10 protein-coding genes are annotated in these 13,494 nt (G+C 59.2%); all 10 read left to right on the top strand.

Going from position 1 to position 13,494, the window contains the following annotated elements:
- Positions 1-53 precede the first annotated feature (53 nt).
- The 10 genes from bamA to tilS all read left to right on the top strand — a co-directional run bounded on the left by bamA (position 54) and on the right by tilS (position 13,287).
- A complete protein-coding gene (gene bamA / locus ACZRN6_RS10350) occupies positions 54-2,441 on the top strand; it encodes an outer membrane protein assembly factor BamA (RefSeq protein WP_322143581.1) in 2,388 nt (795 codons plus the stop codon).
- A gap of 44 nt (positions 2,442-2,485) precedes the next feature.
- Entirely contained in the window at positions 2,486-2,989 is a 504-nt protein-coding gene (locus tag ACZRN6_RS10345) for an OmpH/Skp family outer membrane protein (protein ID WP_003219314.1), read from the top strand.
- Positions 2,990-2,992: 3 nt separating this feature from the next.
- Positions 2,993-4,048: a UDP-3-O-(3-hydroxymyristoyl)glucosamine N-acyltransferase gene (gene lpxD, locus ACZRN6_RS10340; protein ID WP_322143582.1), complete on the top strand. Its 1,056-nt coding sequence runs from the start codon at positions 2,993-2,995 to the stop codon at positions 4,046-4,048.
- Between the two features lie 110 nt (positions 4,049-4,158).
- Positions 4,159-4,599 carry a 3-hydroxyacyl-ACP dehydratase FabZ gene (gene fabZ, locus ACZRN6_RS10335; protein WP_003219309.1) on the top strand — a complete coding sequence of 147 codons (441 nt, stop codon included), beginning with the start codon at positions 4,159-4,161 and terminating at the stop codon, positions 4,597-4,599.
- On the top strand, positions 4,596-5,372 hold the full coding sequence (lpxA, locus tag ACZRN6_RS10330; protein WP_322143583.1) for an acyl-ACP--UDP-N-acetylglucosamine O-acyltransferase: 777 nt from the start codon (positions 4,596-4,598) through the stop codon (positions 5,370-5,372). Before fabZ ends, lpxA begins: the two co-directional genes overlap by 4 nt.
- Before the next feature lie 2 nt (positions 5,373-5,374).
- Positions 5,375-6,514: a lipid-A-disaccharide synthase gene (gene lpxB, locus ACZRN6_RS10325; protein ID WP_322143584.1), complete on the top strand. Its 1,140-nt coding sequence runs from the start codon at positions 5,375-5,377 to the stop codon at positions 6,512-6,514.
- Positions 6,511-7,143 (top strand): ribonuclease HII, encoded by a 633-nt coding sequence (rnhB, locus tag ACZRN6_RS10320; RefSeq protein WP_102368230.1) that lies wholly within the window; start codon positions 6,511-6,513, stop codon positions 7,141-7,143. Before lpxB ends, rnhB begins: the two co-directional genes overlap by 4 nt.
- Positions 7,144-7,218: 75 nt before the next feature.
- Complete coding sequence (gene dnaE / locus ACZRN6_RS10315) at positions 7,219-10,740, top strand: DNA polymerase III subunit alpha (RefSeq protein ID WP_464007889.1); 3,522 nt, start codon at positions 7,219-7,221, stop codon at positions 10,738-10,740.
- Positions 10,741-10,878: 138 nt separating this feature from the next.
- On the top strand, positions 10,879-11,826 hold the full coding sequence (locus ACZRN6_RS10310; RefSeq protein ID WP_322143587.1) for an acetyl-CoA carboxylase carboxyltransferase subunit alpha: 948 nt from the start codon (positions 10,879-10,881) through the stop codon (positions 11,824-11,826).
- A 132-nt stretch (positions 11,827-11,958) separates the two neighbouring features.
- Positions 11,959-13,287, top strand: coding sequence for a tRNA lysidine(34) synthetase TilS (tilS, locus tag ACZRN6_RS10305; protein ID WP_464007888.1), 1,329 nt, complete (start codon positions 11,959-11,961; stop codon positions 13,285-13,287).
- The last annotated feature ends 207 nt before the right edge of the window (positions 13,288-13,494 follow it).

The raw sequence follows: 13,494 nt of genomic DNA, 5'->3' as shown, positions 1-13,494 counted from the left end.
TGCCGCATTTTGCGGCAGTTTGTTTATTGCCAGTTGGAATAAGAAAGGACTTCATGAAACGTCTGCTGCTAACTGCGGTTCTCACCGTATTGATGATCGCCGAAGTTCACGCCGAGTCCTTCACCATCTCCGATATTCGCGTCAACGGCCTCCAGCGGGTTTCCGCGGGTAGCGTCTTTGGTGCCTTGCCGTTGAACGTCGGGGAACAGGCTGATGACCGTCGCCTGGTGGAATCCACTCGTGCGCTGTTCAAAACCGGGTTCTTTCAAGATATCCAACTGGGTCGTGAAGGCAACGTCCTTGTCATCACTGTGGTCGAGCGGCCTTCTGTCGCCAGTATCGAGATCGAGGGCAACAAGGCGATCTCCACTGAAGACTTGATGAAAGGCCTCAAGCAATCGGGCCTTGCCGAGGGCGAGATCTTCCAGCGCGCCACTCTCGAAGGCGTGCGTAACGAACTGCAACGCCAATACGTTGCCCAGGGCCGCTACTCGGCTACCGTCGAGACCGAAGTGGTGCCGCAGCCGCGTAACCGTGTGGGCCTGAAGGTCAACATCAACGAAGGCACCGTGGCCGCGATCCAGCACATCAACGTGGTGGGTAACACCAAGTTCTCTGATGACGACCTGATCGACCTGTTCGAACTCAAGACCACCAACTGGTTGTCGTTCTTCAAGAACGATGACAAGTATGCCCGCGAAAAACTGTCCGGTGACCTGGAGCGCCTGCGTTCCTACTACCTGGACCGTGGCTATATCAACATGGATATCGCTTCGACCCAGGTGTCCATCACCCCGGACAAGAAGCACGTCTACATCACTGTCAACGTCAACGAAGGCGAGAAATACAAGGTTCGTGACGTCAAGCTCAGCGGCGACTTGAAAGTGCCTGAAGACCAGGTCAAGTCCCTGTTGCTGGTGCAGAAAGACCAGGTGTTCTCGCGCAAGCTGATGACCACCACGTCCGAACTGATCACCCGCCGCCTGGGTAACGAGGGCTATACCTTCGCCAACGTCAACGGCGTACCCACCCCGCACGACGAAGACCACACCGTGGACATCACTTTCGTCGTAGACCCGGGCAAGCGTGCCTACGTCAACCGCATCAATTTCCGTGGCAACACCAAGTCTGCTGACGAAGTGCTGCGTCGCGAAATGCGTCAGATGGAAGGTGGCTGGGCGTCGACTTACCTGATCGACCAGTCCAAGGTTCGCCTTGAGCGCCTGGGCTTCTTTAAAGAAGTGAACGTCGAAACCCCGGCAGTCCCGGGTGTGGATGACCAGGTTGACGTGAACTACGCAGTAGAAGAGCAAGCCTCCGGTTCGATTACCGCCAGTGTCGGTTTCGCCCAGAGCGCCGGCCTGATCCTCGGTGGTTCGATCACCCAGAACAACTTCCTCGGTACCGGTAACAAGGTTTCCATCGGCCTGACCCGAAGCGAATACCAGAGCCGCTATAACTTCGGTTATGTCGACCCCTACTGGACTGCTGACGGTGTGAGCCTTGGCTACAACGCCTTCTACCGCACAACCGACTACAAAGACCTCGACGTCGACGTTGCAAGCTATGCAATCGACAGCCTGGGCGTTGGTGCCAACATTGGTTACCCGATCAGTGAGACCTCGCGTCTGACCTTCGGCCTCACCGCGCAACAGGACAAGATCAAGACCGGTGTGTACACCGTGGACGAGATCTTCAACTTCGTGCGTAAAGAGGGCGACCAGTTCCTGAACTTCAAGGCTTCGGCCGGCTGGTCGGAATCGACCCTGAACAAAGGTGTACTGGCGACCCGTGGCCACTCCCAGAGCCTGACTCTGGAAGCAACCACGCCGGGCAGCGACCTGTCGTTCTTCAAGCTTGACTACCGTGGCCAGCTGTTCCAGCCATTGAGCGAAAACTACACCATGCGCCTGCACACCGAACTGGGTTATGGCGATGGCTACGGTTCGACCAGCGGCTTGCCGTTCTATGAGAACTACTACGCCGGTGGTTTCAACTCGGTACGTGGCTTCAAGGACAGCACCTTGGGTCCTCGTGGTACCCCAAGCCGTGGCGAGGGTGTGACCGGTAACCAGGGCACTTTGCCTGACTCGGACAACGACCCGCTGCCATTCGGTGGTAACGTGTTGATCCAGGGTGGTGCAGAGATTCTGTTCCCGCTGCCATTCGTGAAAGACCAACGTTCCCTGCGTACTTCGGTCTTCTGGGATGTGGGTAACGTGTTCGACTCCAAGTGCGAACAGGTCACCAACCCGAACGGCTCGAAGTCCAGCACACAGTGCAACGATATTAGTCTGAGCAACCTGGCAAGCTCTGTAGGTGTGGGCGTGACCTGGGTGACGGCGCTGGGCCCATTGAGCTTTGCTCTGGCCATGCCGATCAAGAAACCGGATAACGCTGAAACCCAGATTTTCCAATTCTCCCTCGGCCAAACGTTCTAAGCGTCTGACCCAAGATAACGACAACGGATTTGTAGGAGTGCATCGTGCGTAAGTTGACTCAATTGGTTCTCCTGGCGACTGTCCTGGTAGCGACCCCGGCCTTTGCCGAAATGAAAATTGCCGTGCTGAACTATCAGATGGCCCTGCTGGAATCTGATGCGGCCAAGAAATACGCCGTGGATGCCGAGAAAAAATTCGGTCCGCAACTGACCAAGCTCAAGACACTGGAAAGCAGCGCCAAGGGTATCCAGGATCGTCTGGTAGCCGGTGGCGACAAGATGCAGCAAGGCGAGCGCGAGCGTCTGGAGCTTGAATTCAAGCAAAAGGCCCGTGACTACCAGTTCCAGTCCAAGGAGCTGAACGAAGCCAAGGCTGTTGCCGACCGCGAAATGCTCAAGCAACTCAAGCCGAAACTCGACAGCGCTGTGGAAGAAGTCATCAAGAAAGGTGCCTTTGACCTGGTGTTCGAACGCGGTGCGGTAATCGACGTTAAACCTCAGTACGACATCACCCGTCAGGTGATCGAGCGCATGAACCAGCTGAAGTAAGCCATGACTGCGACTATCAAGCTCGGCCAATTGGCCGAGTTCCTGGGGGCTACCTTGAGTGGCTCCCCGGAGAAGGAAATCACTGGGCTAGCCACCTTGCAGGAGGCTGGCCCAGCTCAGTTGAGCTTCCTGGCAAACCCCCAATACCGCAAATTCCTGGGTGACAGCCGTGCCGCAGCCGTGTTGCTGAAGGCCGCTGACGCCGAAGGGTTTGCCGGGGATGCGCTGGTCGTTGCCGACCCTTACCTGGCGTACGCACGGGTGTCGCACCTGTTCGATCCAAAACCCAAGGCTGCTGCCGGTATCCATCCCACTGCGGTTATCGCGGATGACGCGCAGGTTGACCCTGCCGCGAGCATCGGTGCCTTTGTGGTGATCGAAAGCGGCGCACGTATCGGCGCGGATGTAACGGTAGGCGCCCAGTGCTTCATTGGTGCCCGCAGTGAGATTGGTGCCGGTGGCTGGCTGGCGCCCCGCGTGACCCTTTACCACGACGTGCGTATTGGTGAGCGTGTGGTCATTCAGTCGGGCGCCGTGATTGGCGGTGAAGGCTTCGGCTTCGCCAACTCGAAGGGTGTCTGGCACAAGATTGCCCAGGTAGGCGGCGTGTTGATCGGCGATGACGTTGAAATTGGCGTCAACACCGCTGTCGATCGCGGGGCCTTGGCCGATACCGTCATTGGTAACGGGGTAAAACTGGACAACCAGATTCAGATCGCCCACAACGTGCAGATTGGCGATCACACCGCCATGGCGGCATGTGTGGGGATTTCCGGTAGCACCAAGATTGGCAAGCATTGCATGCTCGCCGGCGGTGTCGGCCTGGTGGGCCATATCGAAGTATGCGACAACGTATTCATCACCGGCATGACCATGGTGACCCATTCGATTACCGAGCCTGGGTCCTATTCATCCGGTACGGCCATGCAGCCTGCGGCCGAATGGCGCAAGAGCGCGGCGCGTCTGAGGCAGCTCGACGATATCGCTCGGCGCCTGAAACATCTGGAAAAGCGTGTTGGGGACGTGACCCCTGGCGGTAATGCTTCATCAGATGGCTGATACCATTTCCATATCAAGTGTGCACAGCCGCTAGACTGCCTCCTTGATTTGCTAGAGGGGCGTGCCTTAGTCCGCGCGCTCCCAATCTTTATTACAGGCTTCCCCCCGAAATGATGGACATCAACGAGATTCGCGAATACCTGCCTCACCGTTACCCGTTCCTGCTGGTGGACCGGGTTACGGACCTCAATGTTGAGGAAAAGCGCATTCGTGCCTACAAGAATGTCAGCATCAACGAACCGTTCTTCAATGGTCACTTCCCTGCGCATCCCATCATGCCAGGCGTACTGATCATTGAAGCGATGGCCCAGGCTGCCGGTATCCTTGGTTTCAAAATGCTCGACCTGAAGCCTGCCGATGGCACGCTCTACTATTTCGTGGGCTCCGACAAACTGCGCTTTCGCAACCCGGTTACTCCGGGTGACCAGTTGATCCTGGAAGCCAAGTTCATCAGCTGCAAGCGCCAGATCTGGAAGTTCGAATGCCAGGCGTCGGTCGACGGCAAGCCGGTGTGCTCGGCTGAAATCATCTGTGCGGAACGCAAACTATGAGTTTGATTGACCCTCGCGCAATCATCGATCCGACGGCCGTGCTGGCCGCCGACGTTGAGGTCGGCCCATGGTCGATCATCGGCGCAGGTGTGGAAATCGGCGAGGGTACAGTCATCGGGCCGCATGTGATCCTCAAAGGCCCGACGCGGATTGGCAAACACAATCGCATCTATCAGTTTTCCTCGATAGGCGAAGACACCCCGGACATGAAGTACAAGGGTGAAGAAACACGCCTGGTAATCGGTGACCACAATATCATCCGTGAAGGCGTGACGATTCACCGCGGGACCGTTCAGGACCGCGCAGAGACCACCCTGGGTGACCACAACCTGGTTATGGCCTATGCCCACATCGGTCATGACAGTGTGATCGGCAACCACTGCATCCTGGTCAACAACACCGCGTTGGCGGGCCATGTACACGTTGACGACTGGGCGATCCTGTCCGGCTTCACCCTGGTCCATCAGTATTGCCATATTGGCGCCCACAGCTTTTCCGGCATGGGTACCGCCATCGGCAAGGACGTTCCGGCATTCGTCACGGTATTCGGCAACCCGGCCGAGGCCCGCAGCATGAACTTCGAAGGCATGCGCCGTCGGGGTTTCAGCGAAGACGCGATCCATGCCTTGCGCCGCGCATACAAGGTGGTTTACCGCCAGGGGCTGACGGTCGACCAGGCCTTGAGCGAACTGACCGAACCCGCCGCATTGTTTCCCGAAGTCACGATCTTCCGTGACTCGATCCAGTCGTCGACTCGCGGCATCACCCGCTGATCATGGCCAAGCTGCGTATAGCGTTGGTGGCCGGAGAAGCTTCCGGCGACATTCTCGGTGCAGGCCTCATGCGAGCCCTTAAGGTCCAGCATCCAGCGGTTGAGTTCATCGGTGTCGGCGGTCCGCTGATGCAGGCTGAAGGCCTCACGTCTTACTTTCCCATGGAGCGCCTGTCGGTCATGGGGCTGGTGGAGGTGCTGGGTCGTTTGCGCGAGCTGCTGGCCCGCCGCAAAAAGCTGATTCAGACCCTGATCGAAGAAAAGCCCGACGTCTTTATCGGAATCGATGCGCCGGACTTCACACTCAATATTGAACTCAAGTTGCGTCGGGCCGGGATCAAGACCGTGCATTACGTCAGCCCGTCCGTGTGGGCGTGGCGGCAAAAGCGCGTGCTGAAGATTCGTGAAGGCTGCGACCTGATGCTGACCCTGCTGCCGTTCGAGGCCCGGTTCTACGAAGAAAAGGGCGTGCCGGTGCGGTTTGTCGGCCACACCCTGGCTGACACTATCCCGCTCGAGGCGGACCGTGCTGGCGCTCGCGCCGAATTGGGCTTGCCTGACGGGCCGCTGGTGGCCTTGATGCCGGGCAGCCGTGGTGGCGAAGTCGGGCGACTCGGCGCACTGTTTTTTGATGCCGCCGAACGGCTGCAAGCCCTGAAGCCGGGTGTGCGCTTCGTATTGCCATGCGCCAGCCCTCAGCGTCGTGTGCAGATTGAGGAATTGCTGGTAGGGCGCAACTTGCCGTTGACCCTGCTCGACGGCGGCTCGCACCTGGCGTTGGCCGCCTGCGATGCGGTGTTGATCGCCTCCGGCACTGCGACCCTGGAAGCCTTGCTCTACAAACGCCCGATGGTCGTGGCCTATCGCTTGGCGCCGCTGACCTACTGGATTCTCAAGCGTATGGTCAAAAGCCCCTACATCTCCCTGCCCAATTTGCTGGCCCAGCGCCTGCTGGTGCCTGAATTGTTGCAGGACGATGCAACGCCTGAAGCCCTGGCGCAAACCCTGCTCCCGTTGATCGATGGCGGCGACGAACAAACCCGTGGTTTCGACGAAATCCACCGCACCTTGCGCCGTGATGCGTCGAACCAGGCGGCAGAGGCTGTGCTGACCTTGATCGGCCATAAACAGGAAGCCCTATGAAGACGCAAATGGGCCTGGATTTCAGCCTGGTCGCCGATGCCCTGGACCTGGTGGCGGGCGTTGATGAAGTGGGCCGCGGCCCGCTGTGCGGCGCAGTCGTCACCGCTGCGGTGATTCTCGACCCGAACCGTCCGATCCTCGGCCTCAACGATTCGAAAAAACTCACTGAAGCCCGTCGCGAAAAACTCTATGACGAGATCTGTGAGAAAGCCCTGAGCTGGCACATTGCTCGGGCTGAGGTCGAGGAAATCGACAAACTGAATATCCTGCACGCCACCATGCTGGCCATGCAGCGCGCCATTGAAGGCCTGCACATCACGCCAAAAATGGCGATGATCGACGGCAACCGCTGCCCCAAGCTGACAATGCCGGCAGAGGCAGTGGTCAAGGGCGATAGCAAGGTGCCGGCGATTGCCGCGGCCTCGATCCTGGCCAAGGTCAGCCGTGACCGAGAAATGGCGGCTTTCGAATTGATCTATCCCGGCTACGGTATTGGCGGGCACAAAGGCTATCCGACGCCCGTTCATCTGGAAGCTTTGGCTCGCCTGGGCCCAACCCCGATCCATCGCCGCTCGTTCGCCCCGGTTCGCCAGGCTTACGAGGCCCGGGAAAGCCTGATCGAGGTTTAGCAGCAAGGCTGATGTTTTTGCCAAGGCCCGGTACAATCCGGGCCTTGTTGTTTCCACGTTTTGTACAGGATCACTATGCCGGCTTCATTCGTTCACCTGCGCCTGCACACTGAATACTCCCTGGTCGACGGCCTGGTACGGATCAAACCCCTGGTCAAAACCCTGGTGGGCATGAACATGCCTGCCGTAGCGGTAACCGACCAGAACAACATGTGTTCCCTGGTCAAGTTCTACAAGGCCGCCATGGGCGCCGGCATCAAGCCGATCTGCGGCGCCGACCTGTGGCTGTCGAACAAGGACCCGGATAACCCACTGAGCCGCATCAGCCTGTTGGCGATGAACGGTGTCGGTTATCGAAACCTCACCGAACTGATTTCCCGTGGCTTTATCGATGGCCAGCGCAACGGCTCGATCATCATCGAGCGCGAATGGGTGGCCGAAGCCAGCGAAGGGCTGATCATGCTCTCGGCGGCTAAAGAGGGTGAAATCGGCATCGCGCTGTTGGGCGGCAACCCTCAGGAGGCGGAGGTCCTCGCGCGCGAGTGGATGGAGGTGTTCCCCAACCGTTTCTACCTGGAAATCCAGCGCACCAACCGCCCCAACGACGAAGAGCAGTTGCACGCCGCCGTGGCCCTGGCTGAAAAGCTCGGCGCGCCGCTGGTCGCGACCAACGACGTGCGGTTTATCAAGAAGGAAGATTTCGAGGCCCACGAAACCCGCGTGTGCATCGGTGAAGGCCGGGCGCTGGACGATCCGCGCCGCTCGAAAAACTACAGTGAAGAGCAGTACCTCAAAAGCGCCGATGAAATGGCCGAGCTGTTCAGCGACCTGCCAGAGGCGCTGGAAAACTCCGTCGAAATCGCCAAGCGCTGCAATATTGAAGTGAAGCTGGGCAAGCACTTCCTGCCCAACTTCCCGATTCCCGATGGCATGACCATCGATGAATACTTCCGCAAGGTCTCGTTTGACGGCCTTGAAGATCGTCTGAGCGTCCTGCTGCCCAAGGACACTACTGAAGATTACGAAGCCAAGCGCCAGGTGTACGTCGACCGGCTGAATTTTGAGCTGGATATCATTATCCAGATGGGGTTCCCCGGTTACTTCCTGATCGTAATGGACTTTATCCAGTGGGCCAAAAGCAACGGCGTGCCGGTAGGTCCTGGCCGTGGATCGGGTGCCGGGTCGCTGGTGGCCTATGTACAGAAGATCACCGACCTCGACCCGCTGGAATATGACCTGCTGTTCGAACGGTTCCTTAACCCGGAACGGGTATCGATGCCCGACTTCGACGTCGACTTCTGCATGGATGGTCGCGACCGGGTCATTGAATATGTGGCCGAGAAGTACGGCCGCAACGCCGTAAGCCAGATCATCACCTTTGGTTCCATGGCGGCGAAAGCGGTAATCCGTGACGTGGCCCGGGTGCAGGGCAAGTCCTACGGCCTGGCTGACCGCCTGTCGAAAATGATTCCGTTCGAAGTCGGCATGACCCTGGAAAAAGCCTACGAGCAGGAAGAAATCCTGCGGGACTTCATCAAGGTCGATGAAGAAGCAGCCGAAATCTGGGACATGGCGCGCAAGCTCGAAGGCGTGGTGCGTAACGTCGGTAAACACGCCGGTGGTGTGGTAATTGCTCCGACCAAGCTGACTGACTTTTCGCCGATCTATTGCGACGAAGAAGGCGATGGCCTGGTAACCCAGTTCGACAAGGACGACGTGGAGGCGGCCGGCCTGGTGAAGTTCGACTTCCTCGGCCTGCGTACGTTGACGATCATCGACTGGGCGCTGAAGACCATCAACCGCGAGCGCGCGAAGATCGACGAGCCGCCGCTGGACATCGCCTTTATCCCGCTGGACGACAAACCGACGTACCAATTGCTGCAAAAAGCCGAGACCACGGCGGTGTTCCAGCTTGAGTCGCGCGGCATGAAAGAGCTGATCAAAAAGCTCAAGCCCGACTGCCTGGAAGACTTGATCGCACTGGTGGCGCTGTTCCGTCCGGGCCCGCTGCAATCGGGCATGGTGGACGACTTCATCAACCGTAAGCACGGGCGTGCCGAGCTGGCTTACCCGCACTCCGACTACCAGTACGAAGGTCTCAAGCCCGTATTGGCACCGACCTACGGCATCATCCTGTACCAAGAACAGGTCATGCAGATTGCCCAGGTGATGGCCGGCTACACCCTTGGCGGCGCGGACATGCTGCGTCGAGCCATGGGTAAGAAAAAACCCGAGGAGATGGCCAAGCAGCGCGGCGGCTTCATTGAAGGTTGCGCGAGCAACAACATCGACGCCGACCTGGCCGGTAACATTTTCGACCTGGTGGAGAAGTTCGCCGGTTACGGCTTCAACAAATCCCACTCCGCCGCCTACGGCCTGGTGTCTTACCAGACTGCCTGGCTGAAGGCCCATTACCCGGCGCCGTTCATGGCCGCGGTACTGTCTGCGGATATGCACAACACCGACAAGGTCGTGACCTTGATCGAAGAAGTGCGCACCATGAAGCTGCGCCTTGACGCGCCAGACGTGAACGCTTCCGAGTTCAAGTTCACGGTGAACGACGAAGGCCGCATCATTTATGGCCTTGGCGCGATCAAAGGCGTGGGCGAAGGCCCGGTGGAAGCGATTACCGAAGCGCGCCAGGACGGGCCATTCAAGGACCTGTTCGACTTCTGCGCGCGGGTCGACCTCAAGCGCATCAACAAACGTACCCTTGATGGCTTGATCCGCAGCGGCGCCCTGGATCGTCTGGGCCCGTACTTCCATGATGAGCCGAAGGCCTACCAGGCCAACATTGACCGCAATCGCGCGGTGTTGCTGACCGCCATGGAAGAAGCGATCAAGGCCGCCGAGCAGACCGCGCGCACCCACGACAGCGGCCACGCCGACCTGTTTGGCGGGCTGTTCGTCGAAGCAGACGCCGACGTCTACGCCAACCACCGCAAGGCGAAGGACCTGACCCTCAAGGAACGCCTCAAGGGCGAGAAGGACACCCTGGGGCTGTACCTCACTGGGCACCCGATTGACGAATACGAAGGTGAAATCCGGCGCTTCGCCCGCCAGCGCATCATCGACCTCAAGCCGGCGCGAGACACACAGACCGTCGCGGGCATGATCATCGCCCTGCGGGTGATGAAGAACAAAAAGGGCGACAAGATGGGCTTCATCACCCTCGATGATCGCTCGGGCCGGATCGAAGCGTCGCTGTTTGCCGATGCATTTCATTCCGCCCAGTCGCTGTTGCAGACCGACGCGATGGTGGTGGTGGAAGGGGAAGTCAGCAACGACGACTTCTCCGGCGGCCTGCGCCTGCGGATCAAGCGCGTGATGAGCATGGAAGATGCCCGCACCAACCTGGCCGAAAGCCTACGCCTGAAAGTGCGCACCGATGCGCTCAAAGGTGATCAGCTACGCTGGCTGGGTGACCTGCTCAAGCGTCATCGCGGCGCGTGCCCGGTCACCATGGAGTACACCGGCAACGATGCCAAGGCCATGCTGCAGTTCGGCGAGACCTGGAGAATCGACCCGGCAGATGGCTTGATTCAAGCATTGCGTGACCAGTTCGGGCGTGACAACGTCTTCCTCCAATACCGTTGATGTGTCGGCGATATCAAATCGCCAGATCTCGACCGAACATTTAATCTCGACCTGAACGCGCCTCTCCCTTAAGGTAGGGCGCGAATAGACAACCGGCTGGCCAGGCACTCCTTGGCCGTCGACCCAAGACGGACGCTTATGAACCCGAATTTTCTTGATTTCGAACAGCCGATCGCTGACCTGCAAGCCAAGATCGAAGAACTGCGCCTGGTCGGCAATGACAATTCGCTGAACATCGGCGATGAGATCTCTCGCCTGCAAGACAAGAGCAGCACGCTCACCGAAGACATCTTCGGCAAGCTGACCAGCTGGCAGATCGCGCGCCTGGCCCGCCACCCGCGCCGTCCGTACACCCTGGACTATATCGAGCACATCTTCACCGAGTTCGATGAACTGCACGGCGACCGTCACTTCTCCGACGACGCGGCCATCGTGGGCGGTATTGCCCGCCTGGACGACCAGCCTGTGATGGTGATCGGTCACCAGAAAGGCCGCGAAGTGCGCGAAAAAGTTCGCCGCAACTTCGGCATGCCGCGCCCCGAAGGTTACCGCAAGGCTTGTCGCCTGATGGAAATGGCCGAGCGCTTCAAGATGCCGATCCTGACCTTCATCGACACACCGGGCGCTTACCCTGGCATCGACGCTGAAGAGCGCAACCAAAGCGAAGCCATTGCCTGGAACCTGCGCGTGATGGCGCGCCTGAAGACGCCGATCATCGCTACCGTGATTGGTGAAGGCGGTTCCGGCGGCGCATTGGCCATTGGCGTCTGCGACCAACTGAACATGCTGCAATATTCGACCTACGCGGTGATCTCGCCGGAAGGCTGCGCCTCGATCCTGTGGAAAACCGCCGAGAAAGCGCCAGACGCTGCCGAAGCCATGGGCATCACCGCTGATCGCCTCAAAGGCCTGGGTATCGTGGACAAAGTGATCGGCGAGCCATTGGGCGGCGCTCACCGCGACCCGGCTGCCGCTGCCGCGACCATTCGTGCCGAACTCAGCTCGCAGCTGGCGATGCTCAAGAAGTTCGACAACGAGGCACTGCTGGCCCGTCGTTACGAGCGACTGATGAGCTACGGCCTCTAAGCCGACGTAATACCAACCTGTAGGAGCTGGCTTGCCAGCGATGGCGGCCTTGAGTTGTGCGATGTCCTCGCGGGCTTCATCGCCGGCAAGCCGGCTCCTACAGTTGCGATTTCGTTCGCACGGTACTCTTCGATGAAACCCTTCAAGCCGAGCCTGTCCCTAAAACTTCTGCAAGCCCTCGCGCCCTGGCGCAAAGCCCCGACTTGGCATATCGCCTTTTCTGGCGGCCTCGACTCCACTGTCCTGCTACACCTTTTGGCCACTCTGGCCAAAACCGAAAAACTCCCACCACTCAGCGCGCTCCATATCCACCATGGGTTGCAAGCTGCGGCTGATGCGTGGCCGGATCATTGTCAGACCGTATGCGATGCCTTGGGCGTGTCACTGCGGATTATCCACGTGCAGGTACAGCCCGGCGCAAGTCTTGAGCGCGCCGCCCGTGAGGCGCGGTATCAGGCGTTTGCCGAGGCGATCGGGGCAGGGGAGGTGCTGGTCACGGCCCAGCACCGCGACGACCAGGCCGAAACCTTGCTGTTTCGCTTGTTGCGTGGCGCGGGTGTGCGTGGGTTGGCGGCAATGCCTGCGCAGCGCCCAGTGGGCGCGGGTTTTTTGGTGCGACCCTTGCTGGATGTATCTCGCGCCGACCTGGAGGCCTACGCCCGCGAGCAACAATTGAGCTGGATCGAAGACCCTTCCAACGCTGATCCGCGTTTTTCCCGCAATTACTTGCGCCACCATGTTTTTGCGCAGTTGACCGAGCGCTGGCCCCAGGCTGTCAGCACCATGGCCCGTAGCGCCGAACACTTGAGCGAAGCCCATGGCCTGCTCGACGAACTGGCACAAATGGACCTGCTGGCCGCCAGCCAGGCTTCGGCGTTTCCCTGGTTGGCGTTGCCGTCGCTGGCCCTTGAACCGCTTTGCGCGCTCTCTGAGGCCCGCCAGCGCAATGCGCTGAGGCATTGGCTGGCACCGCTGACCCGCTTGCCCGACAGCGAGCACTGGGCCGGTTGGCAGGCCTTGCGCGATGCCAAGGAAGACGCACAGCCGCTGTGGTGCCTGGCCGATGGCCAGTTACACCGTTGCGCTGGGCATATCTGGTGGTTACCCGCCAGTTGGTCGGAATTTTCAGACGCGCCGGTGAGCTGGCCACACCCGCAAAACCCACTACAGTTATCCGGTAACGGCCAACTGCATTTCAGCGGCAGCGCGCCCGAAGGGACCTTGAGCATCCGTTATCGCCAGGGCGGCGAAATCATCGAATTGCCAGGCCGGGGCCGGCGCGACCTGAAGCGGTTGCTTAACGAAAGTGCGGTGCCAGGCTTCATCCGTGGCAGATTGCCGCTGCTGTATCAGGGCCAACAATTGCTGGCTGTGGCCAACCTGCCGGGGCTTTCGGCAGGTCGCCATAACGGCTGGCAATTACATTGGATGCCACCAACCTGCGATCAAGGTTTGAGCTGATAGAGCCTTTCCGGTAGACTACGCTCCCTTCTTGATACAACTTCTGTGGATTCGCCTGAATCGCAGCAGTTGCCGATTACCAAGCAGTCTTTGCTGGGCGATTCCAAAAAATGTGTAGCGATCAACGTACCGGTGTTTCATTGCTGGTCTGTCACAACGCGGCGGTTTTTTTGAAAGGTGCACTGTGATTAATGCAGGTGATCGGGG

This window comes from Pseudomonas sp. A125, from assembly GCF_055409485.1.
This window is presented reverse-complemented; position numbering and strand designations above follow the sequence as displayed.

Coding starts and splice junctions, on each gene's coding strand:
- bamA (WP_322143581.1), top strand. CDS start 54: ATGAAACGTCTGCTGCTAACTGCGGTTCTCACCGTATTGATGATCGCC.
- lpxD (WP_322143582.1), top strand. CDS start 2,993: ATGACTGCGACTATCAAGCTCGGCCAATTGGCCGAGTTCCTGGGGGCT.
- fabZ (WP_003219309.1), top strand. CDS start 4,159: ATGATGGACATCAACGAGATTCGCGAATACCTGCCTCACCGTTACCCG.
- lpxA (WP_322143583.1), top strand. CDS start 4,596: ATGAGTTTGATTGACCCTCGCGCAATCATCGATCCGACGGCCGTGCTG.
- lpxB (WP_322143584.1), top strand. CDS start 5,375: ATGGCCAAGCTGCGTATAGCGTTGGTGGCCGGAGAAGCTTCCGGCGAC.
- rnhB (WP_102368230.1), top strand. CDS start 6,511: ATGAAGACGCAAATGGGCCTGGATTTCAGCCTGGTCGCCGATGCCCTG.
- dnaE (WP_464007889.1), top strand. CDS start 7,219: ATGCCGGCTTCATTCGTTCACCTGCGCCTGCACACTGAATACTCCCTG.
- ACZRN6_RS10310 (WP_322143587.1), top strand. CDS start 10,879: ATGAACCCGAATTTTCTTGATTTCGAACAGCCGATCGCTGACCTGCAA.
- tilS (WP_464007888.1), top strand. CDS start 11,959: ATGAAACCCTTCAAGCCGAGCCTGTCCCTAAAACTTCTGCAAGCCCTC.